Raw genomic sequence first — 24,809 nt, 5'->3', positions numbered from 1 at the left:
TATCAGTATATGGGGTCATGTGCCCGCTTTCCAATATCAGGATATGCCAACACGCGAAATGCCGGTGTTCAGGCATATAGTCCAGACATTATAGTCAGGCGCTCAAGTCAGGCAGTAAAGTCGTGCAACGCATGAAAGGCGACGTGCAGCGATTCGATGTGACGCAATTCTTCCAGCAAAAATTCTACAGTAGCCTTGACGCGGGGTGCGATCAGCGCACGGTGGGGATATTGCAAAACCATTTGCCTTTGACCAGCCTCATGCTGGTCTGCCAGCACGATTTTCAGCTTGTTTTCTTTCAAGTATCGCCAGGAATGATACACCGCGACCTGAGCAATGCCTGTGCCCATCAGTGCTGCCTGCACGGCAGCTTCCGGTGCTGACACGCTTAGTACCGGCTTGCGTGGCTGCGGCTGATTGATTTCACCTTGCTTGTGTTTCAGGTTCCAGGGTGTCATTTTGCCATTGAGAAAACGTACGGCGATTAACCTGTGCTGGTCCAGATCATGGACCGATACGGGTACGCCATATTGTTCCAGATAAGCGGGTGAGGCGACCAGGATGGTATTGATCTGACAGATCGTACGTGAAACAACACTGGAGTCCTCTATCATGCCGCCGCGCAGGGCAAGGTCATAGCCATCACGTATCAGATCGATGCGGTGATCATCAAAATCGACAACAAGTTGCAGGTCAGGATAGCGGGCTTGCAATTTTGGCAGCAGGGGCAACAGGTAATTCAAGCCAAAGGCATGGCCAGTAGACATCCTGACCTGTCCGGCCACTGCGCCGTGCTCTGTTGTTACCCCTGCCACCGCATGATCAAGCGCATCGATGGCGATGCGGGCGCGTTCCAGAAAGGCCTGGCCCTCAGTTGTCAATTGCAGCGAACGGGTGCTGCGGTTCATCAGACGCACACCTAAAGCCAGTTCCAGCCCCGCCACATTTTTGCTGACTGCCGCCGCTGAAATATGCAGGGCGCGGGCTGCTGCTGCAAAACTGCCGCGATCTGCCGCTTGTATAAAAGACAGCATGGCAGGCACTCTTTGCGAGATATCAAGCTTCATATTCATAACTTCAGGTTGTGATTGAAAATAAGAATAGCCGTCTTATCAGTATTAATCAATGAGCTCACAATCACTCCCATCAACTCACTACATAGGAGAAACAAAATGCAAACAGCTACAAAAACAGTCGCGGTCCTTGGCAATGGTATCGTTGGCGTTGCCGTCGCCAAAGGATTTGCCAGCCTGGGTTATCAGGTGATATTCGGCACCCGTAATCCTGACAGCGATAAAAGCAAAGAAGCACTGGCAGCTGTGCCAACGGCGCTGACCAGCAGTTATGCAGATGCTGCCAAGGCTGCCGACCTGGTTTTTCTGGCCTTGCCATGGGATGGCTTGGCAGCAAGTCTGGCACTGGCTGGTCCTGACAATTTTGCTGGCAAAACCGTCATTGATGCTGTTAATCCATTACTGGATTTTGCTACAGGTTCGCCAAAGCTGGCGGTAGGTTTCAGTGATTCTGCCGGTGAGCTGGTACAAAGACTGCTGCCGCAGGCGCGGGTGGTCAAGGCTTTCAATACCATCGTCACCACGCATATGGTGCAACCAACATTTTCAGATGGTCAGCCGGATATGTTCATTGCCGGTAATGATGCAGAGGCCAAGCAAGAAGTAACCGCCATCCTGCGTGATTTTGGCTGGCGTGGTGCCATCGACATGGGGGACATCACCGCAGCGCGTTTGATTGAACCACTGGCGATGTTATGGATCAGCTATGCCTTCCAGCGTCAGCACTGGACGCATGGGTTTAGTTTGTTGGGGCAGGCGGAGTAGGCTCCAATCGGTGGCAATGTCGTAGGTTGGGCCGGGCCTCGCTAGGCTGCGGTTTACCAGCCCAACACTGGGCCTCAACAAACGTATATGTTATTTAAAAGCCGAGTGTTGGGCTGATACCCCGTAGCCCAACCTACGAGTTAATATGTTTTCGGTATTTTTAAGTCGCCTTGGCCACTTGATAAGCCGCATACAACTGATGATAAATCGTGCCCGGTTTACCATCGCCTATCATCGTGTCATCCAGCTTGACCACCGCCAGCACTTCCTTGGTGGCGGATGACAGCATGACTTCATCTGCGGCAAAGACTTCTTCGCGGGTGATGCGACGGGCTTCGAGCTTGATCTTGTTGGCTGCGCACAGTTCTTCGATGAGACCGTAGCGTATGCCTTCGAGTATCAGGTTGTCCTTTGGCGGCCCCATGAGAACACCGTCTTTGACTATCCAGACATTGGATGCCGATGCTTCGGTGAGATAACCATCACGGAACTGTATGCTCTCTGCCACGCCATGTTCGGCAGCATTTTGTGCGGCCAGTACATTGCCCAGCAGCGAGATGGACTTGATCTCGCAGCGCAACCAGCGCTTGTCTTCCATGGACACGCAGGCAACGCCGCTTTCACGCGCAGCCGCAGTCGGCAAGACGATGGGGTTGCTCATGATGAAGACCGTCGGCGTGACTTCATCCTTGGGGAAGGCATGGGCGCGTTTGGCAACGCCACGGGTCACCTGTACATACACCATCTGGTCATCGGCTTCGTGGGCATTGACGACCTGGTTGATCAGGCTCATCCATGCATCCTTGTCATGCGGATTGTGAATACCTATCGCCGCCAGGCTGCGGAACAGGCGCGCCATGTGCTGGTCGGCACGAAACATCTTGCGAGCATAAATGGGGATGACTTCATAGATACCGTCACCAAAAATAAAACCCCTGTCCAGTACAGGAATTTTGGCTTCGGAAAGTGGCGTCATTTCGCCGTTCAGGTAAACCAGGGGATCATTCATGATGAGCAGGGTATCCGGCATGTGTAGTGAAAGACTTATTCTCACACAAATCCCTGCACCTGCTTATGCAAATAAAGCATACAAGGATAAGCAGGGCTTATGGCATCCGGCCAGCAATAAAGCATAAAGTAGCATCAGCAACAATAAACAGCATTAAGCATGGTCCATGCAGGCAGGTACAAAAAAGCCAGGCATCTTGCGTATGCCTGGCTTTGACTGATGGCTGGCTTAAAGCCTGCTGCTGATTATTTGAACATCAGGCGTACTGAATCCCAGGCACGACCAAAGATGCTGGCCTGGTTGACCTGTTCCAGCGCCAGTACCGGGAATTCAGCCACGGCTTTGCCGTCCAGCATCATCTTGACGGTGCCTACTTTGCTGTTCAAGGCAATGGGGGCCACCAGTGGGTCTTTGCGTTCCAGCGCCGGTTTCAGTTTTGCGGCTGCGCCTTTTGGCAGGGTCACGTACAAATCACGGTCGAAACCGATCTTGACCTGAGCCTGTGTGCCTTTCCAGACTTCTGGTGTCGCCAGGGCCTGGCCTTTTTCGTACAACTTCAGCGTGTCAAAATTCAGGTAACCCCAGTTCAGCAATTTCAGGCTTTCCTGTGCACGTACCTGGTCGCTGTCGGTGCCGATCACAACAGAAATCAGGCGGCGCTGGCCAGTGCCATTGGGGCGGTTGGCAGAAGAAATCAGGCTGTAGCCTGCTTCTTTCGTGTGCCCGGTTTTCATGCCATCGACAGTAGGGTCAAGCAGCAGCAGGCGATTGCGGTTGGGCTGGGTGATCTTGTTGTAGGTATAGCTTTTTGTCGAATAATAGGTCTTGTAAAAATCCGGGTAATCCAGTATCAGGCGGGCAGCCAGATTGGATAAATCCTGTGCGGTGGAATAATTGTCTTTGGCTGGCAGGCCGTGCGGGTTGGCAAAATGCGTGGCTTTCAGGCCCATGCGTTCGGCTTCACGGTTCATTTGCACGACAAAGGCGTCTTCGCTGCCTGCTACAGTTTCAGCAAGCGCCACGGCTGCGTCATTGCCGGACTGCACGATCAGGCCATACAGCAATTCATTGATGGTGACGGGTTTGTTGGGTTCGATGAACATTTTGGAGCTGCTGCCATCAACCTTCCATGCCCGGGTCGAGACATTGACGCTCTGGTTCAGATCCAGTTTTTTATCTTTCAGCGCAGCAAAAACCAGATAGGCGGTCATGATCTTGGTCAGGGACGCGGGTTCGACGCGTAAAGCCGGTTCCTGGGCAGCAATCACTTGATTGCTGGTGACATCCAGCAAGAGCCAGGATTTGGAAGCGATGGTTGGCGCTGGCAGGCTTTGTGCCACGGCAGCGGTCATGGTCAGTAGTGATACTGCAATTGTTGCGAGAAATTTTTTCATTGATAGTGAATGTGTTACAAAAAAACGATAAAAAGCTGTGTCAGTTCAGGTCTTTTCTGTCATGCCCCACATGCTCGACACCAGTTGTTTGATGTGGTGCAGGCGGCGATGGAAGAAATGATCAGCGCCGGGAATAACGGTGACTGGTATATCTTGCGGACGCAGCCAGTCCAGCACGGCAGTCAGCGGAATGGTGTCATCCAGTTCGCCATGGATCAGGATGGTATTGGCAGGAATGTCAGGCATGGCCCATTTGCCGGCAGCAGCACCAACCAGCACCAGGCGCTCGGCAGGCGGGCCGTTTTCTGTGTCCTGCATCAGGCGTTGCTGCAAACGGGCTTGTACAAACGTGCCGAAAGAAAAACCGGCGAGTACCAGCGGCAAACCGGGAAAACGCTGGCGCATCTGTGCCAGCAACAGCGCCATGTCATCGGTTTCACCCATGCCGGCATCATGTACGCCTTCAGACTGGCCGACGCCGCGAAAATTCATGCGTACCGCCGCATAGCCCAGGCCGGTAAAAGTACGCGCCAGGGTTTGCGCGACCTTATTGTCCATGCTGCCGCCAAATAGCGGGTGCGGGTGGGCCACCAGGGCCAGGCCGCGCACTTCATGAAATGCTTCAGGGTCAGGTAAATCCAGTGCGCATTGCAATTGTCCGGCTGCGCCCGGTATCAGGAAATGTTCAGTTTGTGCATTCATGCAATCAGACCTTCAGGCGTTCAACCACGCCACCACCGATCAGGTCAACTTCGATGATTTCATCAATATCCGTCTGATCTACATAGGTATACCACGTGCCTTGCGGGTAGACGACCATGACAGGGCCTTCTTCGCAACGGTCAAGGCAACCCGCCTTATTGATCCTGATCTTGCCGTGGCCACTCATGTCGAGTTGCTTGATACGGCGTTTTGCATGTTCTTGCGCTGCCTGCGCGCCGCGGTCGGCGCAACATGGGCGACCGTCATCGCGCTGGTTCATGCAAAAGAAAACGTGCTTTTGAAAATACAGAGGTTCAGACATAAAATTTATCCTGCTTTGATGGCTGCCAGTAGGGTAAGGCTGATGCCAGTGCTGCTTATAAAGCCGATACAGGTGATACTGCTCATCCTGCTCATTAAGGCCATAATGATACTGCAATTGCGCAGCGCCAGCCGTTTATCGCTTTCATCTTGCCATATCAGCGGGGCGGGGCTTGCGCAGTAAAGCCCAGATGGCGAGAAATGGCCAGAACAGCGAGAGGAATTGCGCAGCACCGTTAAAATTCAAAAACTTGCCCTGCACCCAGGTTTGCATGGTGGCTGCAAAATACGGGCTGTCAGACACCAGATTTAAAACAGTCATTGAAATCACCAGCAACAGCAAAGCCAGGCGTTTTTGTACAAGTGCCGGGGCGTAAGAAAATCCATACACCATGATGACGCTGATCAGCAAACCGCCACGGGCACCCGGTGTCAGCCACGAAAAAGCGTATTCCGGTTTGAACAGCAAGGCGCTGGCCAGCGATTTACTGACCAGCGCAGCCGTCAGCAGCAGGCCGGTCAGAATGGTTTTCGGTGCGCGGCGGTTCAGTATGCTCAGGCATATCAGCAAAGCCCCGGTACAGCTACAGGCGGTGATGATGGTTTCCGATAATAAATATTCTTCTGCACTGGGATCGAAACCTTGCATCAGAAATGCACTAATGTCGATATCCATGCTGAATAATTCACTTAGATTCTGCGAGATGATGGGCACAATCTGTCCCAGGCCGAACAGATAGGCCTGCGGGAAAATCTGCGCCATGATCCATAAACCCAGTACCAGGATTTCCCTGCTGGATTCTTTATCCGTCCATTGCTTGCGCAGCAGTTGCAGGCGGCCTTTTTCCAGTATCAGCGGTGTCAGCAGCGCTCCCAGTATGGCGCCTATCAATGCACCGGAGGCGTTTGTCAAAAAATCCAGCAAGGAGGTGACGCGGGTGGGCAATAAAATTTGCACCGATTCGGCAATCGCTGACAGCAATGCGCCGCTCAGTGCCGCCAGCAAGGCAGCCCACCAGCGGTTGACCAATGGATACAGCGCAAACACGATCAAGACACCAAACGGAATATAGCCAACGACGTTGATGCTGGCATCAAATACTGACCAATAGCGCGGCCATTGCCGGATCACGTCAGGCAGGGTTGCCAGACTATTGGTTTGCCAGCCAGTGAAGGGGTACCAGCTGGCATACACGATCAGGAACAGATACGCCACCAGGCTCACCCTGGCGAAGGGCGAGCTGCGCAGGGCGCTGACTTTTTCAGTTTGGGTATCTGGCGGCAGCATCAGTCGCGCTTTTTATTTCAAGGGCAAACCTGCCAGCCACAACTGGAGTTCATTGATGCTGGCGTCAGTTGCTTCCTGCATGGCCCTGGCACCACCGGGCGCATCGGCACTGGTGGCAGCTACCTGTTGCTGAAAGCTTTTTTGTGCGATCAGCTTGCCGGCTTTGATGACTGACGCGCGCAAGTTGATTTGCGCCTGGCTCTGGCTGGCAGAACTGAAGATTTGTGAAAATTCATCAAGATCAATGCGCAAGACGGGCAGGTTGACTGCACCGGCGGTATTGGCCAGCACTTCATTGCCGTTCGCCATCAGTCTTGCTTTCAATCTTTGTGAAAGCAAGTCGGCTGGTGTCATGCTCCAGCGGTGCAGGGTGTAGGCCTTGAGCTGCTGCACATTGTCGTATTGCAGGCGGTAAAGCATCGCACTGCTGTCCAAGGCAGCGGGTACGGTGACTTCTGCCAGGCCGATCTGGAAGCCGGTTTTTGCCTGGGCAGATGGTGCAGACGTCACTGGAGTGGGCGTTGGCCCAAAATCATATTGCTGGCGTTGCACTGCTGGATTGCCAGCACAGGCAGACAGGATAAGCAGCAAGAACATGCCTGAACTGAATTGCATCAGACTGCCAGTGTTGCGCAAAATTTGCGGATATTTCATGTCGTATTCCTTTATTTGGGCGCGACAAAACCGGGCTCGCCTGGCCCCGGTGCTACAGCTGGCTTACCAAACAGCAAGCTCTGCGGGCGTTCATTGATGGCGTCAGAGGTACGGCTGAACGAGCGCAATGTCGTTCTGGCTTCTCCAGTCAGGTTTTGTATACGCGGCAACGTGTCCACCGTCAGCGAAGTATTGATCTGGTCAATCGCCAGATTGAGGCGCGCCAGTGAGCCGTCAGGTGCCTGCAAGCTGCTGGTAAATTGATTCAGGTTATTGGTGAGCTTGCTGACGTCGGTAGAAAGATGGCGTATCGCCACCAGGCTGGACTTGGCCTGGTCAGCCAATTCCGGCAAGCGTACCAGTGTAGGTTCCAGCTTTGCCGGCAGCGCTTTCCAGGCAACAGCGGCTTTATTAAAATTATCAATGGCGGTGACCACCGATTTCTCGCTATTCGGGTCCAGCATGACATTGAGCTTGCGCATCATTTCTTCAGTCTGCCCCAGTATGGCCTGACCGCGTTGTTCCAGGTTTTGTATCATGCCAGGTCGCAAGGGTATGCGTGGCACGACATTGGCCAGTGCGGCTGTGCTGTCTTGTACCAAGGCTATTTTGGATGAGCCATCATCATCAAGTTGCACAAAGGCGATACCGGTCACGCCCTGATAAGACAGCGTGGCAAAAGTTGACGTGGTAACCGGGGTATCGGGTTTGACTTCCAGCCGCAGGATGATTTGCCCGGGATTATTGTCATCGAAAGCAATGTCAGTGACATTGCCAACCTTGATACCCTTGTAGCGCACGATGGCCTGCAAATTCAGGCCGGACACGGCTGCCTTGGTGACAATTTCATAAGGTACGCGCTTGATTTTGTCGCGCCCCAGCCAGACCGCCATCAGGATAGCCAGCGTCAGCAAAGCGATGGTAAAGAAACCTGCCATGAGGGCGTGAGATCTGTTTTCCATAACTTATGTTTCCTGTTGCGAAGTGGGTGACATGATTTCCATGGCACGCAAACCGCGTCCGCCAAGGAAGAAACTACGTATGAATGGATGCTGAAAGTGCACCACTTCTTGTGGTGTGCCTATGGTAACCACTTTTTTGTCTGCCAGAACGGCAATACGGCTGGACAGGGCGAACATGCTGTCAAGGTCATGGGTCACCATGATGACGGTCAGTCGCAATTGCTGATGCAGGGAACTGATCAACTCGACAAAACTGTCTGAACGATCCGGGTCAAGACCGGCAGTTGGTTCGTCCAGAAATAAAAGCTCAGGGTCGAGCGCCAGGGCGCGCGCCAGGGCGATGCGTTTTATCATGCCACCTGATAAATCGGCCGGCATCTTGCGTGCATGTTCAAAAGCAATGTCTACCATATGCAGTTTCAGATAGACGAGGTCAGTAATAAGTTCCTCGGGTAGGGTACCCAGTTCACGCATGGGTTGCGCAACATTGTCAAACACACTCAGGGCCGAATACAGCGCCCCATGCTGAAACAGCATGCCTGAACGTTTGCGCAAAAAATCCATATGCCGTGCGTTTTTTGCGTGCAGGTCATCGCCAAACACCTTGATGCTGCCGCGTGCGGGTGTTTCCAGCCCCAGCATCTGGCGCATCAAGACAGTTTTGCCGGAACCCGAGCCACCGACGATGGAGAGTATTTCACCACGCCGCACTTGCAGGTCCAACTGGTCGTGCACCACGGCACGGCCAAACTGGGTGCGCAGACCGTGGATTTCTATGATATTTTCGTTATTCATCAGTAGCCTGTCTTGCTGAAAATAATAGCGAAAATAGCATCCGCAATGATCACCATGGTGATCGCGACAACGACTGAATTGGTGGTGCCACGGCCCAGGCTTTCGGTATTGGGTTCTATGCGCAAACCATAGTGACAGGCGATCAGGGCGATCAAGATACCAAAGGTCACACCTTTGGCCATGCCTATCCAGTAGTTAAGCAGGGGAACCGCCTCGGGCAACTTATAGATAAAAAATTCAGGCGACATGCCGAGCAGGGCCTGGGCAGACACCATACCCCCTGCCAGAGCCATGATATCGGTCCAGATCACCAGCAAAGGCATAGCGATGGCCAGTGCCAGCACCTTCGGCATGATCAGGCGAAAGCCGTGCGGTATGCCCATGACCCGCATGGCATCCAGTTCTTCGGTCACCCGCATGACACCCAGCTGGGCAGTAATGGCCGAGCCCGAGCGGCCAGCCACCAGAATGGCTGCCAGCATGGGGCCCAGTTCGCGCACGATGCTCATGCCGAGGATGTTGACGATGTACAGATCGCCACCAAAAGTTCTTAACTGTTGTGCGGATAGATACGATAACACCACGCCTATCAGCGCGCCGACCAGCGCCGTGATGCCTAGTGCCTGACCACCTGTGCGATAGATATTGGCAGACAGCTCTTTCCATGGTGCCTTGATGGGATGGCGTGCAAAGCGCGACAAATCCAGCATCAACTGACCGAGCAAAGCAGTGAAGCTGTGCAAGTGGTCAAACAGACCCAATACTTGCGCACCCAGTTGCATGATGCGTGTCAGTCTGGGTTTTGGTGCTTTTGGAATCACCAGATGATCGACCTGTTCCAGTCTTTCAAACAGACCTTCATGCGCTTCTTGAAGTATTAGATGCCTGGGTCTTTGCTTGCCCCATGCCCGCCATAGCATTTGTGCGCCGATGTGATCGAGCCTGGTGATCTGTGACAGATCCCAGTGCAGATCCGGGTTCGCTGTCGCCTGTTTCAATTGCGTTGTGATTTCACGCATCTTGGCAGCACCAGACAGCGCATGCACCAGCCATGCACCGGCCACATTGGCAGTCGGCTGTTGTTGATGGGTAAAGCTGAGCGTTGGCGCTATCTCTTGTGACATGCAGCAAGTGTAAGTGAGAAAGTGCTTTTACTGCAATGAATGCCAGTCATGACATTCATTTACCCGCATTTGTCGTTGACAACTTTAGAGAGAGGCAGGTCGAAGGCCGCTTTATTTTTCTTGTGCCAAGGGCGTCTTTTTATCCATGACTTCGCGGCAATCACCTTTGAAAGTGGCATTGTCATAGTCGGTCCAGCCATAGCTGTCGACATAGCGGGTATGGGCTTTCAATTTCTTGTTCAGAACGCTCCATTCCATCTTTTCATCCGGATAGCGGATATTGGCCATGTCGAGCAAACTGTGAAACACGTTTTCTGTCGAGAGTCTGGATTTTTGATGTTTGCGCAGTTCGTCTATCTTGTCGGGGAAGCGTTCCTGATAGGCATCTGAATACCAGATAAAGGCCGGGACATGGAACTCGTATTGCGTATTGTGGCCGTGGAAAGCCAGATTGCAACTGCCATCATATAAAGTCTGGCCATGATCAGATACATAAAACAGGGAGGTGATTTGCTGACTGGTTTTCAGACGCTTGATCATTTCCGACAAGATCCAGTCTGTATATAGTATGGAATTGTCATAACTATTATTTAAGGCCTGCTTGTTTTTCAAGTCCGTGTAGGCCGGGTTGACGATGCCAAATAAGGACGGCTTCCATTGGTCATAGGAGGCAGGGTGGCGGTGACTATAGTTCCAGTGGTTGCCCAGTGTGTGCAGGACGATCAGTTTTTTCGGTGTGGCGTCGCGCAATGCAATACTCATCGGTGCCAGTAAAACCTGATCGAGATTGGAGTTGTTGGTAAAACCACCAAGGTTCAGAAACTGGGTGACATCAGCTTCTTTGGCAAAGACCGAGGTCGGTGTATCAAATTGACCAAAGCTCATCTGGTTGGACAGCCAATAGGTTTTGAAGCCGGCTTCTTTAAAGGCGGTAATAAACGATTTTTCTGAAAAACCGGCTTTCAGGCTTTGCGCCGCCGGTTTGCGTGAAACGATGATGGGCACAGAAAGGCGGGTGGCTGACACGGCCGTCACCATATCGCTAAAGCTGACCAGGTTGCTTTCCTGTTTCAGCAGGGGATTGGTGTCGCGTTCATAACCGTTCAGGCTCCAGCGGTCAAAGCGGGATGATTCGCCAATCACCATCACCACGGTTTGCGGTAATTCCGGGTTGCCGTCCAGATGCGCCTGGAAGTGGAAGTCCCTGCTCTTTTCCGACAGTCTCGCCAGATAGTCGCGTTCATTCCAGAAATCAGTCGCGCGCAGAACCAGGCCAAACGGCCAGGTACGGATAAAAGTGTCATCATCGTAAGGGATCTGCGCCCAATAGGGCAGTGGCGGCAAGTGCTTTTTCAATGCCTTGCGCCATACGGCCAGCGTATTTGCCGATGCACTGGCTGATGTATTCACTGAGGCACTGACTGAGGCCGAAGCAGATGTGCTGGCGCTGGCCTCATCGTCCTCTTCGTCCTCTTCGTCGTCTTCCTCTTCTGATGCGGATGCGCTGCCACTGTTGCTGGTGGATGCCGGTTTCGTGGCGACGCCTATCTGGTCACCATAAAAAAAGAGCAGCGCACCAGTGGCAATCAGCGCCAGTACCAGCCAGCGTGACCAATGCCGCCAATGCCAGCCAGCATTTTGCTGGGCAATTCTTAACAGGCTCCACCACCAGCCAGTCATGGCCACGACGATAAATAATAGCAACCATATCTTGTTGCCCAGAAACTCCATGGCTTCTTTCGGGCTGGTTTCTACCATGATGCCCAAATGGTGGGTGGAGATACCTTGTCCAAAATACAAGCGCAGGTAAATTTCTGTCGGCACGGCAAAAAAAGCCGGCAGCAAAAGGTAATGGAACCAGCGCGGTCGTTGCAGTAAAGCCCAAAAGCCCAGCCAGGACACCAGTTCCATTGCCAGTAAATGCCATGGTTTCTCTACCGCCTGCCCCAGCAGCAAGGGGAAAAACGGCATCGCCGACAGTAGCAGGTAACTGACGATCAGGAATAGCGGGGCAGGGCGAAACAGGGCGGGCATGTGAATGAGGCTCAGCTTGCATGAAGGGTTGACGGCTGCCATCCACCGGTGTGGTCTTAGATGGGGTGGGGCGTTAAGGGCGTAAATAGTAAATGATTTACTTTGGCAGCGGCGTAGGGAAGCCGGAATTTATCGATATTTAAAAAGATTGCTACTTGTCAAAACTGGAATAAATCTGGAAAAGCTTGCTTTTCTTTGGAAATTTTCTACTCTGAAAGGCTGGTCAGCAATCTTCCGGACGATTCCCCTGTAGGCGTTTCGTGCTGTAAGCGCTTGAATTTAAGTAATAAAAAGCGTTGACATGCTTGCGCGTCACGGCATAAAATTGCGAGTTCTCGATTTTGGGTTTGCATTTCCTATGTTTGCTGCGCACGGTTTTACCTGTGTGGCGATGCCTAAAAAGCAGGCAATTGTCGGGTAAGTCTGAAAATTTCAGGCCAAAAAAATGATTCTTAGTTCCCGGGCAACCGTTTCCGGGTTTGTGTTTAACGTTGTATTTTGTTGGATTAAAAACGATGCCAACCATCAATCAACTGATTCGCCAACCACGTGTTTCTGCACGTGTGAAAAGCAAATCGCCGGCGCTGGAAAACAGCCCGCAAAAACGTGGCGTTTGCACCCGCGTTTATACGACAACTCCAAAAAAGCCTAACTCGGCTTTGCGTAAAGTTGCCAAAGTTCGCCTGACCAATGGTTTCGAAGTGATTTCGTACATTGGCGGTGAAGGCCATAACTTGCAAGAACATAGCGTAGTTTTGCTGCGCGGTGGTCGTGTAAAGGATTTGCCTGGTGTTCGTTACCATATGGTTCGCGGTGCTTTGGATACTCAAGGCGTTAAAGACCGTAAGCAAGCTCGCTCCAAATATGGTGCTAAGCGTGCTAAGGCAGTTAAGAAGTAATTATCTCGTAATTTAATCTCCGTAAACTATTACGGATCAGTGTCGGTTTGGAAATAAGCCGAGTAAGTGACCGGTTATGATGGCCTGTCGCGAGCGTGAAGCAAAATGTTGCTTTGTGCTCAACTGAAGATTGAAAGGAATTGAAATGCCACGTCGTCGTGAGGTCCCGAAACGGGACGTACTGCCGGATCCAAAATTCGGTAATGTAGAAGTAGCAAAATTTGTAAACGTATTGATGTTGTCCGGCAAGAAATCTGTTGCTGAAGGCATCATCTACGGCGCATTCGATCACATCCAGCAAAAATCTGGTAAAGATCCATTGGAAGTATTTGCGCTGGCAATCAGCAACGCCAAACCACTGGTTGAGGTTAAATCCCGCCGTGTTGGTGGCGCGAACTACCAGGTGCCTGTAGAAGTGCGCCCAGTTCGTCGTCTGGCTTTGTCTATGCGTTGGTTGCGTGAAGCCGCTAACAAGCGTAGCGAAAAATCCATGCCACAACGTTTGGGTGGTGAGTTGCTTGAAGCCGCAGAAGGCCGCGGCGGCGCAATGAAGAAACGTGATGAAGTCCATCGTATGGCTGAAGCCAACAAGGCCTTCTCTCACTTCCGCTTCTAAGAGTAAGAGTAAGGAGCTGTTGTATGTCTTTAGTGCAACGGCTCTGGCAAGTATTTTGAATCAGGCCGGGCGCGATTTTTACGAAAAATTGCGCTCGGTTTTGTCCATTAAAAGATTTAGGATTAGCTATGGCCCGTAAGACCCCCATTGAGCGCTACCGCAATATCGGTATCTCTGCTCACATTGATGCCGGTAAAACGACGACAACTGAACGCGTATTGTTCTACACCGGTGTAAACCACAAAATTGGTGAAGTGCATGATGGCGCCGCCACCATGGACTGGATGGAGCAAGAGCAGGAGCGTGGTATCACCATTACTTCCGCTGCGACGACATGCTTCTGGAAGGGCATGGCGAACAACTTTCCTGAGCATCACATCAACATCATCGATACACCAGGCCACGTTGACTTCACAATTGAAGTTGAGCGTTCCATGCGTGTTCTGGATGGCGCCTGCATGGTTTACTGTGCAGTAGGTGGCGTTCAGCCTCAGTCTGAAACCGTATGGCGTCAGGCTAACAAGTACAAAGTCCCACGTTTGGCATTCGTCAACAAGATGGACCGTACTGGCGCGAACTTCTTCAAAGTGTACGATCAAATGCGTGCACGTTTGAAAGCCAACCCAGTGCCTCTGCAAGTGCCTATCGGCGCTGAAGACTTGTTCGAAGGTGTGATCGATCTGGTCAAGATGAAAGCAATCATCTGGGACACAGCATCTCAAGGTATGAAATTTGAATACCGTGATATCCCTGAGAACCTGGTCGCTGAAGCGCAAAAATGGCGCGAAAACATGGTTGAAGCAGCTGCTGAAGCCAGCGAAGAGCTGATGAACAAATACCTTGAAGAAGGTGATTTGACTGAAGAAGAAATCAAAGCTGCTTTGCGTCAACGTACCATCGCTTCCGAAATCGTTCCTATGATGTGCGGTACTGCATTTAAGAACAAGGGCGTACAGGCGATGCTGGATGCGGTTGTTGAATACCTGCCATCCCCATTGGACATCCCACCAGTTCCTGGTGTGAACGAAGATGACGAACCAGTTGTCCGTAAAGCGGAAGATACAGAGAAATTCTCTGCATTGGCATTCAAAATCGCAACTGATCCATTCGTTGGTCAATTGTGCTTTATCCGTTGCTACTCCGGTACATTGAATTCTGGCGACAGCGTTTACAACTCTGTTAAAGAGAAAAAAGAACGTATCGGCCGTCTGGTTCAAATGCACGCGAACCAACGTGAAGAAATCAAAGAAATGATGGCGGGTGATATCGCTGCCGTGGTTGGTCTGAAAGACACAACGACTGGTGATACCCTGTGTGATGAAAAAGCTATCGTTGTTCTGGAACGCATGATATTCCCAGAGCCAGTTATTTCTCAGGCAGTTGAGCCAAAAACCAAAGCCGACCAGGAAAAAATGGGTCTGGCATTGAACCGTCTGGCCGCTGAAGATCCATCTTTCCGCGTACGTACTGACGAAGAATCTGGTCAGACAATTATCGCCGGTATGGGCGAGTTGCATCTGGACATTATCGTTGACCGTATGAAGCGTGAGTTCAACGTTGAAGCCACAGTAGGTAAACCACAAGTTGCTTACCGCGAAACTATCCGCAAAACTTGCGAAGAAATCGAAGGTAAATTCGTTAAGCAATCCGGTGGTCGTGGTCAGTATGGTCACGTTGTTCTGAAGATCGAGCCGCAAGAACCAGGTAAAGGCTTTGAATTCGTTGACGCGATCAAAGGCGGTACAGTTCCACGCGAATACATCCCTGCAGTTGAAAAAGGTGTTCGCGAAACACTGACTTCCGGTGTATTGGCTGGCTACCCGGTTGTTGACGTTAAAGTCACACTGTTCTTCGGTTCCTACCATGACGTTGACTCCAACGAAAACGCCTTCCGTATGGCGGGTTCGATGGCGTTCAAAGATGGCTGCCGTAAAGCAAGCCCTGTTATCCTGGAACCAATGATGGCTGTTGAAGTTGAAACACCTGAAGACTACGCTGGTACAGTCATGGGTGACTTGTCTTCACGCCGCGGTATGGTTCAAGGTATGGATGAAATCGCTGGCGGCGGTGGCAAGATCATCAAAGCTGAAGTGCCTTTGTCTGAGATGTTTGGTTATTCCACATCCCTGCGTTCTGCTACACAAGGTCGTGCAACGTATTCCATGGAATTCAAGCACTACTCTGAAGCACCTAAGAACGTGATTGACGCTATCGTCACATCCAAAGCTAAGTAATAAAGAATCAAAGGCCCGCCCCATGCCGGGGTGGGTTTTCTATTGTTGATAAATCGTTCTTTTTGAAGGAAGAATAAAATGGCAAAAGGTAAGTTCGAACGCACCAAGCCGCACGTAAACGTCGGCACAATTGGTCACGTTGATCACGGCAAAACCACACTGACAGCAGCGATTGCGACAGTATTGTCGAAAAAATTCGGCGGCGAAGCCAAAGCATACGACCAGATCGATGCAGCACCAGAAGAAAAAGCGCGCGGTATTACCATCAATACAGCTCACGTTGAGTACGAAACAGCTGCTCGCCACTACGCCCACGTTGATTGCCCAGGCCATGCTGATTATGTTAAAAACATGATCACCGGTGCGGCTCAAATGGACGGCGCCATCCTGGTTTGCTCCGCAGCAGACGGCCCAATGCCACAAACACGCGAACACATCCTGTTGGCCCGCCAAGTTGGCGTTCCATACATCATCGTATTCCTGAACAAATGCGACATGGTAGATGACGCTGAGTTGCTGGAACTGGTTGAAATGGAAGTGCGTGAATTACTGTCCAAATACGAATTCCCAGGCGACGACCTGCCCATCATTCAAGGTTCCGCTAAACTGGCCCTTGAAGGTGATCAAGGTCCACTGGGCGAAGAAGCCATCATGAAACTGGCTGCTGCTCTGGATTCCTACATCCCAACACCAGAACGTGCTGTTGACGGCGCCTTCCTGTTGCCAGTAGAAGACGTATTCTCCATCTCCGGTCGCGGTACAGTCGTTACTGGCCGTATCGAACGCGGTATCGTCAAAGTTGGCGAAGAGATCGAAATCGTCGGCATCAAAGACACAGTCAAAACAACATGCACAGGCGTTGAAATGTTCCGCAAACTGCTCGACCAAGGTCAAGCAGGCGACAACGTCGGCGTATTGCTGCGTGGTACAAAGCGTGAAGATATCCAGCGTGGTCAAGTGTTGGCAAAACCAGGCTCCATCAAGCCTCACGCCCACTTCACAGGCGAGATCTATGTATTGTCCAAAGATGAAGGTGGCCGTCATACACCATTCTTCAACAACTACCGTCCACAGTTCTACTTCCGTACAACGGACGTAACTGGTTCGATCGAGTTGCCGAAAGACAAAGAAATGGTCATGCCAGGTGATAACGTTTCGATCACAGTAAAACTGATCAACCCGATCGCGATGGAAGAAGGCTTGCGCTTCGCTATCCGTGAAGGTGGCCGTACAGTCGGTGCTGGCGTTGTTGCTAAAATCATCGAGTAATATCTGCCGTAATTTGTAGTATACTAGCTGGCTGTCGTATTGAATTTAATGCGGCAGCCTTTTAGTTTTTTCGCTCTTTGTTAAAAAAATGCCACCGGTTCTACCGCGTATGGCCCGCTCTTTATAGGAATGATCATGTCCACACAAAATCAAAAAATCCGTATCCGTCTGAAGGCTTTCGATTACAAACTGATCGATCAGTCCGCTCTGGAAATCGTAGAAACAGCCAAGCGCACTGGCGCTGTTGTTAAAGGCCCGGTTCCTTTGCCTACACGTATCCAGCGTTTCGACGTATTGCGTTCCCCACACGTGAACAAAACTTCCCGTGATCAATTCGAAATCCGTACTCACCAGCGTCTGATGGACATCGTTGACCCAACTGACAAAACAGTTGATGCATTGATGAAGCTCGATCTGCCAGCTGGCGTTGACGTAGAAATCAAATTGCAATAATTCTTATTGATTTGGAAATGCTGATGCAAATTAGTGTTTTCAGAAAAATACTGAAAATTCGACATACCACAATTTTTCGAAAATTCAAATAAATAGTCTTGTAAATAAAAAATTTGCGGGCTATAATCGAAGGCTTAGATGTAGGTCGGCTCCGGCTGGCCTATTCGTTTAAGTTTTTTAAACATCAGCCTCACCCAATCGTAGGTGAGAATGGAGAAAACAATGAGCTTGGGCCTAGTTGGTCGCAAGGTTGGCATGATGCGCATCTTTACGGATGATGGGGATTCAATTCCTGTTACTGTTTTGGACGTATCCAACAACCGCGTGACGCAAGTCAAAACTCCTGAAACAGACGGTTACTCCGCTGTTCAGGTAACTTTCGGTCAGCGCCGTGCATCCCGTGTAACAAAAGCGGCTGCCGGTCACCTCGCAAAAGCAGGTGTTGAAGCTGGTACTGTATTAAAAGAATTCCGTGTCGATGCTGCTAAAGCCTCTGAATTGAAAATGGGCGATGTTGTGCCTGTTGGCATGTTCGAAGCTGGTCAAAAAGTAGACGTGCAAGGCGTAACAATTGGTAAAGGCTATGCCGGTACCATCAAGCGTCACCATTTCTCTTCTGGTCGTGCTACTCACGGTAACTCCCGTTCGCATAATGTACCTGGCTCTATCGGTATGGCGCAGGATCCAGGTCGTGTATTCCCTGGTAAGCGCATGACTGGTCATCTGGGTGATGCTACTCGTACTGTGCAAAATCTGGAAATCGCTCGCGTAGATGCAGAGCGCCAGTTGTTGCTGGTCAAGGGTGCTGTGCCGGGTGCAAAAAATGGTCAGGTGATTGTATCTCCTGCTGTTAAAGTTAAAGCCAAGAAGGGAGCCTAATCCATGGAACTGAAGCTCCTAAACGAACAAGGTCAAGCAGCGTCGAATGTAGTCGCTCCTGATACTATTTTTGGTCGCGATTACAATGAAGCCCTGATTCATCAGGTCGTCGTTGCATTCCAGGCCAATGCCCGTAGCGGTAACCGCAAACAAAAAGATCGTGAAGAAGTCCATCACACAACCAAGAAACCTTGGCGTCAAAAAGGTACTGGTCGTGCACGTGCTGGTATGTCTTCCTCTCCTTTGTGGCGTGGCGGTGGTCGTATATTCCCGAACTCTCCTGACGAGAATTTCTCTCACAAAGTTAACAAGAAGATGTATCGCGCAGGTATCTGCTCGATTCTGTCTCAGTTGGCACGTGAAGGCCGTTTGAGTGTGGTTGACAATGTTGCTGTTGATGCTCCTAAGACAAAATTGTTGTCTGAGAAGTTGAAAGCAATGGGTTGCCTGGATTCCGTTTTGATCATCACTGATGAATTCAACGAAAACCTGATGTTGGCTGCCCGTAACCTGGCAAACGTACTGGTTGTTGAGCCACGTTATGCTGATCCAGTTTCTTTGGTGTTCTACAAGAAAGTGTTGATCACCAAGCCGGCATTGGCAAAGATTGAGGAGATGCTGGCATGAACGCACCAGTCAAACATAGCGAAGAACGCCTGATGAAGGTGTTGCTGGCTCCTGTGATTTCTGAAAAGGCAACGATGGTTGCTGAAAAGAATGAGCAAGTGGTTTTCCTGGTTATGCCAGATGCAACCAAGCCAGAAATCAAAGCTGCCGTCGAATTGCTGTTCAAAGTACAAGTTGAATCTGTACAGGTAGCAAATCGCCAAGGTAAACAAAAACGTACCGGTAAATTTAATGGCCGCCGCAATCATACAAAACGCGCTTTTGTATGCTTGAAGCCAGGTCAGGAAATTAACTTCACTGAGGGGGCATAAGCATGGCACTCGTTAAGATGAAGCCAACCTCACCAGGTCGTCGTGGTATGGTGAAGGTAGTGACAGAGGGCCTGTTCAAAGGTCGTCCGTTCGCTGCTTTGTTGGAAAAGAAATCAAAAACTGCTGGCCGTAATAACAACGGTCACATCACTACCCGTCATATCGGTGGTGGTCACAAGCAGCATTATCGTCTGGTTGACTTCAAACGCAACAAAGATGGTATCCCTGCAAAAGTAGAACGTATTGAATACGATCCTAACCGTACAGCACACATTGCATTGTTGTGCTACGCGGATGGTGAGCGCGCATACATCATTGCCCCTAAAGGTATGGCTGCTGGTGATCAGGTCATGAACGGTTCGCAAGCACCGATCAAATCTGGTAACTGTTTGCCTATCCGTAATATCCCGGTCGGTACAACTATGCATTGCGTAGAAATGCTGCCAGGTAAAGGTGCTCAGATTGCACGTACAGCTGGTGCTGGCGTTGTCCTGATGGCGCGTGAAGGTACTTACGCTCAAGTTCGTCTGCGCTCTGGTGAAGTTCGCCGCATTCATATTGAATGCCGTGCAACCATCGGTGAAGTAGGCAACGGTGAGCATAACCTGCGCAAAATCGGTAAAGCTGGTGCGATGCGTTGGCGCGGTGTTCGTCCTACCGTTCGCGGTGTGGTCATGAACCCGGTCGATCACCCGCACGGTGGTGGTGAAGGTAAAACTGCAGCCGGCCGTCACCCAGTATCACCATGGGGTCAGCAAACCAAGGGTAAGAAGACTCGTCGCAACAAGCGTACTACTTCGATGATCGTCTCACGCCGTGGCAAGAAATAAGGGATAAAACATGACACGTTCATTGAAAAAAGGGCCGTTTTGCGACGCCCACCTGGTGAAGAAAGTCGAAACCGCGCAAGCGACCAAAGACAAGAAGCCAATCAAGACTTGGTCCCGTCGTTCGACAATTATGCCGGACTTCATCGGTTTGACCATTGCGGTTCATAACGGTAAGCAACACGTACCAGTTTATGTTTCCGAAAACATGGTTGGTCACAAGCTCGGCGAATTCGCGCTGACCCGTACGTTCAAGGGTCACGCAGCCGATAAAAAGGCTAAGAGATAAGGACCGATGATGGAAACTAAAGCAAATTTGCGCGGTGTGCGTCTGTCTGAGCAAAAAGGTCGCCTGGTGGCTGACCTGATTCGCGGTAAAAAAGTAGATCAGGCATTGAATATCCTGGCATTCAGCCCTAAAAAAGGTGCTGCGATCATCAAGAAAGTGTTGGAGTCTGCAATTGCAAACGCCGAGCACAATGATGGCGCGGACATCGATGAGCTGAAAGTAAAGACTATCTATGTCGAAAAAGGTGCGATTCTGAAGCGCTTCACAGCACGCGCTAAGGGTCGTGGTGATCGTATCTCTAAACAATCCTGTCACATTTATGTGACCGTTGGTAACTAAGGAGTCACGATGGGACAGAAGATACATCCAACCGGTTTTCGTTTGGCAGTAACACGTAACTGGTCTTCTCGCTGGTATGCTGGCAATGGTAACTTTGCCACCATGCTCATCGAAGATCTGAAGGTACGTGAATACCTGAAGAAAAAACTGAAAAACGCGTCTGTAGGCCGCATCGTTATTGAGCGTCCTGCTAAAAACGCACGCATTACTATTTATAGCTCCCGTCCAGGTGTTGTAATCGGTAAAAAAGGCGAAGACATTGAAGTATTGAAAGCTGAGTTGTCGAAATTGATGGGCGTGCCAGTTCACGTCAACATTGAAGAAATTCGCAAGCCAGAAATCGATGCGCAATTGATCGCTGATTCTATCGCTCAGCAATTGGAAAAACGCATCATGTTCCGCCGCGCCATGAAACGTGCGATGCAGAATGCAATGCGTCTGGGTGCGCAAGGTATCAAGATCATGTCCGGTGGTCGTTTGAATGGTATCGAAATCGCACGTAAAGAATGGTATCGCGAAGGCCGCGTGCCTCTGCATACTCTGCGTGCTGACATCGACTACGGTTTTGGCGAAGCATCCACAACTTACGGCATCATTGGCGTAAAAGTATGGGTCTACAAAGGCGATCGTTTGGCAAACGGCGATGCGCCTGTTATCGAATCGACACCGGAAGACGACAAAAAACGTCGTGGTCCACGTCGTGATGATGGCAAGCCAAATAGCCGTCCACGCGCCAAGCGTCCAGAAGGACAAACACCGACGACCGGCGCAGCAGCCCCGGCAGCCAAGCGCGTACGCGCAAAAGCTGACGCTGCAGCACCGGCTGAGAAAGCAGGAGAATAATCATGCTGCAACCAGCACGCAGAAAATATCGCAAGGAACAGAAAGGCCGTAACAAGGGTATCTCGCATACTCGTGGTACAGCAGTTTCCTTCGGTGAGTTTGGCTTGAAGGCAGTTGGTCGTGGTCGTATCACAGCGCGTCAGATTGAAGCAGCGCGTCGTGCAATGACACGTCACATTAAACGCGGTGGCCGTATCTGGATCCGCATTTTCCCGGACAAGCCAATTTCCCAGAAACCAGCGGAAGTCCGTATGGGTAATGGTAAAGGTAATCCTGAGTACTACGTTGCCGAGATTCAACCAGGCAAAATGTTGTACGAAATGGATGGTGTCGATGAGACGCTGGCACGCGAAGCGTTCCGCTTGGCTGCAGCTAAACTGCCGTTATTGACTACGTTCGTCGTCCGTCAAGTCGGCCAATAATAGGAGTTGTAAATGAAAGTATCTGAACTCCAAGGTAAGGATCAGGCGGCTTTGACTAAAGAACTGAACGACTTGTTGAAGGCACAATTCAGCCTGCGCATGCAAATCGCTACGCAACAGCTGACTAACACTTCACAGTTGAAAAAAGTTCGTCGTGACATCGCACGTGTAAAAACCGTCATGAACCAGAAGGATGCCAAATAATGAACGATCAAGTTAAAGTCGCACTGAAGCGCACATTGATTGGCAAGGTTGTCTCCGACAAGATGGACAAAACCGTAACAGTGGTTGTTGAACGTCACGTCAAGCATCCTTTGTATGGCAAGATCATCGTCCGTAGTGCTAAATACCACGCACACGATGAAACGAACCAGGCAAAGGCCGGCGACACCGTTGAAATTCAAGAAGGTCGTCCTATCTCCAAGACTAAAGCTTGGACAGTGACACGTGTGGTTCAAGTCGCACAAGTAGTATAAATTTATTGCACAAATCTTTTTTTGGTGTAATAATGATGGGCTGTCATTTGCAAAGCTTGCAGTGGCAGCCTAAATGTCTTTCGTAGCGCCCTCTTGTTGCGAAAGTGGTTAAAAATCGTCCACCTAATCAGTTGGCTCGTGCATTGTAAGTTATGTAGGGGTTGGCTGGCAGGACCAAGACTGACTACAAATTTGCATAGTGCAAGTTGTGTGGATTAAGTTGGGAAAGAGAACATTATGATTCAAACAGAAAGCCGGCTGGAAGTGGCTGACAACACTGGTGCGCGCGAAGTATTGTGCATCAAGGTGTTGGGCGGTTCCAAGCGTCGTTATGCGGGTATTGGTGACGTAATTAAAGTCACTGTTAAGTCTGCTGCTCCGCGCGGTCGTGTAAAAAAAGGTGAAATTTACAACGCCGTTGTCGTGAGGACAGCTAAAGGTGTTCGTCGTCAAGATGGCTCGTTAGTCAAATTTGATGGCAATGCTGCAGTATTGTTGAATGCAAAGCTTGAGCCTATCGGTACTCGTATTTTCGGCCCAGTAACACGCGAACTGCGTACTGAGCGCTTCATGAAAATCGTGTCCTTAGCTCCAGAAGTGCTGTAAGGGGTCGTGATGAACAAAATTCGTAAAAACGACGAAGTCATCGTCTTGACGGGTAAAGACAAAGGTAAACGCGGTCAGGTACAAGCTTGTATCGATAGCGATTACGTTGTTGTAGCTGGTGTTAATGTCGCTAAAAAGGCAGTTAAACCAAACCCAATGACTGGCGCAGTAGGTGGCATCGTGGATAAAGTGATGCCGATTCATGTGTCGAATGTTGCATTGTTTAATGCAGCATCTGGCAAAGCAGACCGTGTAGGCTTCAAGGTAGTGGATGGCAAGAAAGTCCGTATCTTCAAGTCGACTGGCGAAGTTGTGAAGGCATAACATCATGGCCCGTCTACAAGCAATATATAAAGATAAAATCGTTGGTCAACTGACTGAAAAGTACGCTTACAAGTCAGTCATGGAAGTGCCACGCATCTTGAAAATCACCCTGAACATGGGTTTGTCCGAAGCAATTGCAGACAAAAAGATTATCGAGCATGCAGTTGGTGATCTGACCAAGATCGCTGGCCAAAAGCCAGTAGTTACCAAAGCTCGCAAAGCGATCGCTGGTTTTAAAATCCGTGAAGGTTACCCAATTGGTTGTATGGTAACTTTGCGTGGCGCTCAGATGTATGAATTCCTGGACCGTTTCATTACCGTGGCTTTGCCGCGCGTACGTGACTTCCGTGGCGTTTCTGGTCGTGCGTTTGATGGTCGTGGTAACTACAATATCGGTGTCAAGGAACAGATCATTTTCCCTGAAATCGAATACGACAAGATCGACGCGTTGCGTGGTATGAATATCAGTATCACGACAACAGCAAAGACCGACGACGAAGCGAAATCGCTCCTCGCCGCATTTAAATTTCCGTTCAGAAACTGAGGTCGCCATGGCAAAACTGGCACTGATTAATCGTGAGCAAAAGCGTGCAGACCTGGTGAAGAAATTCGCTGGCAAACGCGCCGAATTGAAGGCCATCATTGATGACCAATCAAAGACTGAAGAAGAGCAGTACGCTGCCCGTCTGAAGTTGCAGGCCTTGCCACGTAACTCCAATCCGACCCGTCAGCGTAACCGCTGCGCTTTGACAGGTCGCCCACGTGGCACATTCCGTAAGTTTGGTTTGGGCCGTATTAAACTCCGTGAAGTCGCCATGCGTGGTGAAATCCCGGGTATGACTAAAGCCAGCTGGTAATAGGAGAATAAGCAATGAGTATGAGCGATCCTATCGCCGATATGCTGACCCGCATCCGTAACGCACAAGTTGTTCAAAAGACTGTCGTCGCGATGCCGTCCTCCAAAGTAAAGATCGCAATTGCGAACGTACTTAAAGACGAAGGTTACATTGAAGATTTCGCAGTTTCTGAAACTGCAGGTAAGTCCGAATTAAAAATCGGCTTGAAATATTACGCAGGACGTCCTGTGATTGAACGCTTGGAACGTGTTTCACGTCCAGGTCTCCGTATTTACAAAGGTAAAGACGAGATCCCAAGTGTCATGAACGGTTTGGGAGTGGCGATCGTTTCCACACCACAAGGCGTCATGACTGACCGCAAAGCGCGCGCAACCGGTGTCGGTGGCGAAGTGATTTGCTACGTCGCCTAAGGAGTGA

32 protein-coding genes are annotated in these 24,809 nt (G+C 50.5%); 21 read left to right on the top strand and 11 right to left on the bottom strand.

Translation table 11 applies throughout. From position 1 onward, the window contains the following. Nucleotides 1-107: 107 nt before the first annotated feature. Nucleotides 108-1,067: a LysR family transcriptional regulator gene (locus ACO0LH_RS03610; RefSeq protein ID WP_422939664.1), complete on the bottom strand. Its 960-nt coding sequence runs from the start codon at nucleotides 1,065-1,067 to the stop codon at nucleotides 108-110. 105 nt (nucleotides 1,068-1,172) lie between these two features. Between ACO0LH_RS03610 and ACO0LH_RS03605 the strand changes: the two genes are divergently transcribed. Next, a complete protein-coding gene (locus ACO0LH_RS03605) occupies nucleotides 1,173-1,838 on the top strand; it encodes an NADPH-dependent F420 reductase (RefSeq protein ID WP_422939663.1) in 666 nt (221 codons plus the stop codon). A gap of 160 nt (nucleotides 1,839-1,998) precedes the next feature. Here ACO0LH_RS03605 and ACO0LH_RS03600 read toward each other — a convergent pair whose 3' ends face one another. From ACO0LH_RS03600 to ACO0LH_RS03555, 10 genes are all read right to left on the bottom strand, one after another. Then, complete coding sequence (locus tag ACO0LH_RS03600) at nucleotides 1,999-2,847, bottom strand: D-amino acid aminotransferase (protein WP_422939662.1); 849 nt, start codon at nucleotides 2,845-2,847, stop codon at nucleotides 1,999-2,001. 245 nt (nucleotides 2,848-3,092) lie between these two features. Next, nucleotides 3,093-4,241, bottom strand: coding sequence for a D-alanyl-D-alanine carboxypeptidase family protein (locus ACO0LH_RS03595; protein WP_422939661.1), 1,149 nt, complete (start codon nucleotides 4,239-4,241; stop codon nucleotides 3,093-3,095). Nucleotides 4,242-4,286: 45 nt separating this feature from the next. After that, nucleotides 4,287-4,943 (bottom strand): alpha/beta hydrolase, encoded by a 657-nt coding sequence (locus ACO0LH_RS03590; RefSeq protein WP_422939660.1) that lies wholly within the window; start codon nucleotides 4,941-4,943, stop codon nucleotides 4,287-4,289. Nucleotides 4,944-4,947: 4 nt separating this feature from the next. Further along, entirely contained in the window at nucleotides 4,948-5,265 is a 318-nt protein-coding gene (locus tag ACO0LH_RS03585; protein ID WP_422939659.1) for a (2Fe-2S) ferredoxin domain-containing protein, read from the bottom strand. Nucleotides 5,266-5,409: 144 nt separating this feature from the next. Continuing rightward, nucleotides 5,410-6,552: a VanZ family protein gene (locus ACO0LH_RS03580; protein ID WP_422939658.1), complete on the bottom strand. Its 1,143-nt coding sequence runs from the start codon at nucleotides 6,550-6,552 to the stop codon at nucleotides 5,410-5,412. 12 nt (nucleotides 6,553-6,564) lie between these two features. Beyond that, entirely contained in the window at nucleotides 6,565-7,206 is a 642-nt protein-coding gene (locus ACO0LH_RS03575; RefSeq protein ID WP_422939657.1) for an ABC-type transport auxiliary lipoprotein family protein, read from the bottom strand. 11 nt (nucleotides 7,207-7,217) lie between these two features. Beyond that, nucleotides 7,218-8,168 carry an MlaD family protein gene (locus tag ACO0LH_RS03570; protein WP_422939656.1) on the bottom strand — a complete coding sequence of 317 codons (951 nt, stop codon included), beginning with the start codon at nucleotides 8,166-8,168 and terminating at the stop codon, nucleotides 7,218-7,220. A gap of 3 nt (nucleotides 8,169-8,171) precedes the next feature. Further along, nucleotides 8,172-8,963 (bottom strand): ABC transporter ATP-binding protein, encoded by a 792-nt coding sequence (locus tag ACO0LH_RS03565; RefSeq protein WP_422939655.1) that lies wholly within the window; start codon nucleotides 8,961-8,963, stop codon nucleotides 8,172-8,174. Continuing rightward, nucleotides 8,963-10,087, bottom strand: coding sequence for an MlaE family ABC transporter permease (locus ACO0LH_RS03560; RefSeq protein WP_422939654.1), 1,125 nt, complete (start codon nucleotides 10,085-10,087; stop codon nucleotides 8,963-8,965). Before ACO0LH_RS03560 ends, ACO0LH_RS03565 begins: the two co-directional genes overlap by 1 nt. 111 nt (nucleotides 10,088-10,198) lie before the next feature. Further along, nucleotides 10,199-12,121: a phosphoethanolamine transferase gene (locus ACO0LH_RS03555; protein WP_422939653.1), complete on the bottom strand. Its 1,923-nt coding sequence runs from the start codon at nucleotides 12,119-12,121 to the stop codon at nucleotides 10,199-10,201. Between the two features lie 515 nt (nucleotides 12,122-12,636). Here ACO0LH_RS03555 and rpsL point away from each other — a divergent pair. From rpsL to rpsH, 20 genes are all read left to right on the top strand, one after another. Further along, entirely contained in the window at nucleotides 12,637-13,020 is a 384-nt protein-coding gene (gene rpsL, locus ACO0LH_RS03550; RefSeq protein WP_110258019.1) for a 30S ribosomal protein S12, read from the top strand. Nucleotides 13,021-13,165: 145 nt separating this feature from the next. Beyond that, complete coding sequence (rpsG, locus tag ACO0LH_RS03545) at nucleotides 13,166-13,636, top strand: 30S ribosomal protein S7 (RefSeq protein ID WP_186957171.1); 471 nt, start codon at nucleotides 13,166-13,168, stop codon at nucleotides 13,634-13,636. 128 nt (nucleotides 13,637-13,764) lie between these two features. Beyond that, nucleotides 13,765-15,870, top strand: coding sequence for an elongation factor G (fusA, locus tag ACO0LH_RS03540; protein WP_422939652.1), 2,106 nt, complete (start codon nucleotides 13,765-13,767; stop codon nucleotides 15,868-15,870). Nucleotides 15,871-15,948: 78 nt separating this feature from the next. After that, entirely contained in the window at nucleotides 15,949-17,139 is a 1,191-nt protein-coding gene (tuf, locus tag ACO0LH_RS03535; RefSeq protein WP_422939651.1) for an elongation factor Tu, read from the top strand. A gap of 135 nt (nucleotides 17,140-17,274) precedes the next feature. Continuing rightward, a complete protein-coding gene (gene rpsJ, locus ACO0LH_RS03530; RefSeq protein WP_110255911.1) occupies nucleotides 17,275-17,592 on the top strand; it encodes a 30S ribosomal protein S10 in 318 nt (105 codons plus the stop codon). 222 nt (nucleotides 17,593-17,814) lie between these two features. Beyond that, nucleotides 17,815-18,471 carry a 50S ribosomal protein L3 gene (rplC, locus tag ACO0LH_RS03525; protein WP_422939650.1) on the top strand — a complete coding sequence of 219 codons (657 nt, stop codon included), beginning with the start codon at nucleotides 17,815-17,817 and terminating at the stop codon, nucleotides 18,469-18,471. A gap of 3 nt (nucleotides 18,472-18,474) precedes the next feature. Further along, complete coding sequence (rplD, locus tag ACO0LH_RS03520) at nucleotides 18,475-19,098, top strand: 50S ribosomal protein L4 (RefSeq protein WP_422939649.1); 624 nt, start codon at nucleotides 18,475-18,477, stop codon at nucleotides 19,096-19,098. Then, nucleotides 19,095-19,409 (top strand): 50S ribosomal protein L23, encoded by a 315-nt coding sequence (gene rplW / locus ACO0LH_RS03515; RefSeq protein WP_422939648.1) that lies wholly within the window; start codon nucleotides 19,095-19,097, stop codon nucleotides 19,407-19,409. Before rplD ends, rplW begins: the two co-directional genes overlap by 4 nt. A gap of 2 nt (nucleotides 19,410-19,411) precedes the next feature. Further along, a complete protein-coding gene (rplB, locus tag ACO0LH_RS03510) occupies nucleotides 19,412-20,239 on the top strand; it encodes a 50S ribosomal protein L2 (protein ID WP_422939647.1) in 828 nt (275 codons plus the stop codon). Nucleotides 20,240-20,249: 10 nt separating this feature from the next. Beyond that, nucleotides 20,250-20,525, top strand: coding sequence for a 30S ribosomal protein S19 (gene rpsS, locus ACO0LH_RS03505; protein ID WP_110255916.1), 276 nt, complete (start codon nucleotides 20,250-20,252; stop codon nucleotides 20,523-20,525). 6 nt (nucleotides 20,526-20,531) lie between these two features. Next, nucleotides 20,532-20,864 (top strand): 50S ribosomal protein L22, encoded by a 333-nt coding sequence (gene rplV / locus ACO0LH_RS03500; RefSeq protein ID WP_174244915.1) that lies wholly within the window; start codon nucleotides 20,532-20,534, stop codon nucleotides 20,862-20,864. A 9-nt stretch (nucleotides 20,865-20,873) separates the two neighbouring features. Then, nucleotides 20,874-21,707: a 30S ribosomal protein S3 gene (gene rpsC, locus ACO0LH_RS03495; RefSeq protein WP_186953127.1), complete on the top strand. Its 834-nt coding sequence runs from the start codon at nucleotides 20,874-20,876 to the stop codon at nucleotides 21,705-21,707. Between the two features lie 2 nt (nucleotides 21,708-21,709). Then, nucleotides 21,710-22,129 (top strand): 50S ribosomal protein L16, encoded by a 420-nt coding sequence (rplP, locus tag ACO0LH_RS03490; protein WP_110255918.1) that lies wholly within the window; start codon nucleotides 21,710-21,712, stop codon nucleotides 22,127-22,129. Between the two features lie 12 nt (nucleotides 22,130-22,141). Further along, the gene (rpmC, locus tag ACO0LH_RS03485) at nucleotides 22,142-22,333 is read left to right on the top strand and encodes a 50S ribosomal protein L29 (RefSeq protein WP_162021780.1); all 192 of its coding nucleotides are present in this window, start codon (nucleotides 22,142-22,144) and stop codon (nucleotides 22,331-22,333) included. Next, nucleotides 22,333-22,605: a 30S ribosomal protein S17 gene (gene rpsQ / locus ACO0LH_RS03480; protein ID WP_422939646.1), complete on the top strand. Its 273-nt coding sequence runs from the start codon at nucleotides 22,333-22,335 to the stop codon at nucleotides 22,603-22,605. Before rpmC ends, rpsQ begins: the two co-directional genes overlap by 1 nt. A gap of 237 nt (nucleotides 22,606-22,842) precedes the next feature. Next, entirely contained in the window at nucleotides 22,843-23,211 is a 369-nt protein-coding gene (rplN, locus tag ACO0LH_RS03475) for a 50S ribosomal protein L14 (RefSeq protein WP_006464924.1), read from the top strand. A 9-nt stretch (nucleotides 23,212-23,220) separates the two neighbouring features. After that, complete coding sequence (gene rplX, locus ACO0LH_RS03470; RefSeq protein WP_422939645.1) at nucleotides 23,221-23,535, top strand: 50S ribosomal protein L24; 315 nt, start codon at nucleotides 23,221-23,223, stop codon at nucleotides 23,533-23,535. A gap of 4 nt (nucleotides 23,536-23,539) precedes the next feature. Next, entirely contained in the window at nucleotides 23,540-24,079 is a 540-nt protein-coding gene (rplE, locus tag ACO0LH_RS03465; RefSeq protein WP_422939644.1) for a 50S ribosomal protein L5, read from the top strand. Nucleotides 24,080-24,086: 7 nt separating this feature from the next. After that, nucleotides 24,087-24,392 carry a 30S ribosomal protein S14 gene (gene rpsN, locus ACO0LH_RS03460; protein WP_110255923.1) on the top strand — a complete coding sequence of 102 codons (306 nt, stop codon included), beginning with the start codon at nucleotides 24,087-24,089 and terminating at the stop codon, nucleotides 24,390-24,392. A gap of 14 nt (nucleotides 24,393-24,406) precedes the next feature. Next, on the top strand, nucleotides 24,407-24,802 hold the full coding sequence (rpsH, locus tag ACO0LH_RS03455) for a 30S ribosomal protein S8 (protein ID WP_110255924.1): 396 nt from the start codon (nucleotides 24,407-24,409) through the stop codon (nucleotides 24,800-24,802). Nucleotides 24,803-24,809: the final 7 nt, after the last annotated feature.

The sequence above is a fragment of the Undibacterium sp. TJN19 genome (assembly GCF_049339485.1).
GTDB lineage: Bacteria > Pseudomonadota > Gammaproteobacteria > Burkholderiales > Burkholderiaceae_D > Undibacterium.
The sequence above is the reverse complement of the archived record's forward strand: the minus strand, read 5'-3'. Positions and strand labels throughout refer to the sequence as shown.

What these genes read in the sequence shown, in the direction of transcription:
- ACO0LH_RS03610 (WP_422939664.1), bottom strand. Translation starts at nt 1,067, where the DNA reads ATGAAGCTTGATATCTCGCAAAGAGTGCCTGCCATGCTGTCTTTTATA.
- ACO0LH_RS03605 (WP_422939663.1), top strand. Translation starts at nt 1,173, where the DNA reads ATGCAAACAGCTACAAAAACAGTCGCGGTCCTTGGCAATGGTATCGTT.
- ACO0LH_RS03600 (WP_422939662.1), bottom strand. Translation starts at nt 2,847, where the DNA reads ATGAATGATCCCCTGGTTTACCTGAACGGCGAAATGACGCCACTTTCC.
- ACO0LH_RS03595 (WP_422939661.1), bottom strand. Translation starts at nt 4,241, where the DNA reads ATGAAAAAATTTCTCGCAACAATTGCAGTATCACTACTGACCATGACC.
- ACO0LH_RS03590 (WP_422939660.1), bottom strand. Translation starts at nt 4,943, where the DNA reads ATGAATGCACAAACTGAACATTTCCTGATACCGGGCGCAGCCGGACAA.
- ACO0LH_RS03585 (WP_422939659.1), bottom strand. Translation starts at nt 5,265, where the DNA reads ATGTCTGAACCTCTGTATTTTCAAAAGCACGTTTTCTTTTGCATGAAC.
- ACO0LH_RS03580 (WP_422939658.1), bottom strand. Translation starts at nt 6,552, where the DNA reads ATGCTGCCGCCAGATACCCAAACTGAAAAAGTCAGCGCCCTGCGCAGC.
- ACO0LH_RS03575 (WP_422939657.1), bottom strand. Translation starts at nt 7,206, where the DNA reads ATGAAATATCCGCAAATTTTGCGCAACACTGGCAGTCTGATGCAATTC.
- ACO0LH_RS03570 (WP_422939656.1), bottom strand. Translation starts at nt 8,168, where the DNA reads ATGGAAAACAGATCTCACGCCCTCATGGCAGGTTTCTTTACCATCGCT.
- ACO0LH_RS03565 (WP_422939655.1), bottom strand. Translation starts at nt 8,963, where the DNA reads ATGAATAACGAAAATATCATAGAAATCCACGGTCTGCGCACCCAGTTT.
- ACO0LH_RS03560 (WP_422939654.1), bottom strand. Translation starts at nt 10,087, where the DNA reads ATGTCACAAGAGATAGCGCCAACGCTCAGCTTTACCCATCAACAACAG.
- ACO0LH_RS03555 (WP_422939653.1), bottom strand. Translation starts at nt 12,121, where the DNA reads ATGCCCGCCCTGTTTCGCCCTGCCCCGCTATTCCTGATCGTCAGTTAC.
- rpsL (WP_110258019.1), top strand. Translation starts at nt 12,637, where the DNA reads ATGCCAACCATCAATCAACTGATTCGCCAACCACGTGTTTCTGCACGT.
- rpsG (WP_186957171.1), top strand. Translation starts at nt 13,166, where the DNA reads ATGCCACGTCGTCGTGAGGTCCCGAAACGGGACGTACTGCCGGATCCA.
- fusA (WP_422939652.1), top strand. Translation starts at nt 13,765, where the DNA reads ATGGCCCGTAAGACCCCCATTGAGCGCTACCGCAATATCGGTATCTCT.
- tuf (WP_422939651.1), top strand. Translation starts at nt 15,949, where the DNA reads ATGGCAAAAGGTAAGTTCGAACGCACCAAGCCGCACGTAAACGTCGGC.
- rpsJ (WP_110255911.1), top strand. Translation starts at nt 17,275, where the DNA reads ATGTCCACACAAAATCAAAAAATCCGTATCCGTCTGAAGGCTTTCGAT.
- rplC (WP_422939650.1), top strand. Translation starts at nt 17,815, where the DNA reads ATGAGCTTGGGCCTAGTTGGTCGCAAGGTTGGCATGATGCGCATCTTT.
- rplD (WP_422939649.1), top strand. Translation starts at nt 18,475, where the DNA reads ATGGAACTGAAGCTCCTAAACGAACAAGGTCAAGCAGCGTCGAATGTA.
- rplW (WP_422939648.1), top strand. Translation starts at nt 19,095, where the DNA reads ATGAACGCACCAGTCAAACATAGCGAAGAACGCCTGATGAAGGTGTTG.
- rplB (WP_422939647.1), top strand. Translation starts at nt 19,412, where the DNA reads ATGGCACTCGTTAAGATGAAGCCAACCTCACCAGGTCGTCGTGGTATG.
- rpsS (WP_110255916.1), top strand. Translation starts at nt 20,250, where the DNA reads ATGACACGTTCATTGAAAAAAGGGCCGTTTTGCGACGCCCACCTGGTG.
- rplV (WP_174244915.1), top strand. Translation starts at nt 20,532, where the DNA reads ATGATGGAAACTAAAGCAAATTTGCGCGGTGTGCGTCTGTCTGAGCAA.
- rpsC (WP_186953127.1), top strand. Translation starts at nt 20,874, where the DNA reads ATGGGACAGAAGATACATCCAACCGGTTTTCGTTTGGCAGTAACACGT.
- rplP (WP_110255918.1), top strand. Translation starts at nt 21,710, where the DNA reads ATGCTGCAACCAGCACGCAGAAAATATCGCAAGGAACAGAAAGGCCGT.
- rpmC (WP_162021780.1), top strand. Translation starts at nt 22,142, where the DNA reads ATGAAAGTATCTGAACTCCAAGGTAAGGATCAGGCGGCTTTGACTAAA.
- rpsQ (WP_422939646.1), top strand. Translation starts at nt 22,333, where the DNA reads ATGAACGATCAAGTTAAAGTCGCACTGAAGCGCACATTGATTGGCAAG.
- rplN (WP_006464924.1), top strand. Translation starts at nt 22,843, where the DNA reads ATGATTCAAACAGAAAGCCGGCTGGAAGTGGCTGACAACACTGGTGCG.
- rplX (WP_422939645.1), top strand. Translation starts at nt 23,221, where the DNA reads ATGAACAAAATTCGTAAAAACGACGAAGTCATCGTCTTGACGGGTAAA.
- rplE (WP_422939644.1), top strand. Translation starts at nt 23,540, where the DNA reads ATGGCCCGTCTACAAGCAATATATAAAGATAAAATCGTTGGTCAACTG.
- rpsN (WP_110255923.1), top strand. Translation starts at nt 24,087, where the DNA reads ATGGCAAAACTGGCACTGATTAATCGTGAGCAAAAGCGTGCAGACCTG.
- rpsH (WP_110255924.1), top strand. Translation starts at nt 24,407, where the DNA reads ATGAGTATGAGCGATCCTATCGCCGATATGCTGACCCGCATCCGTAAC.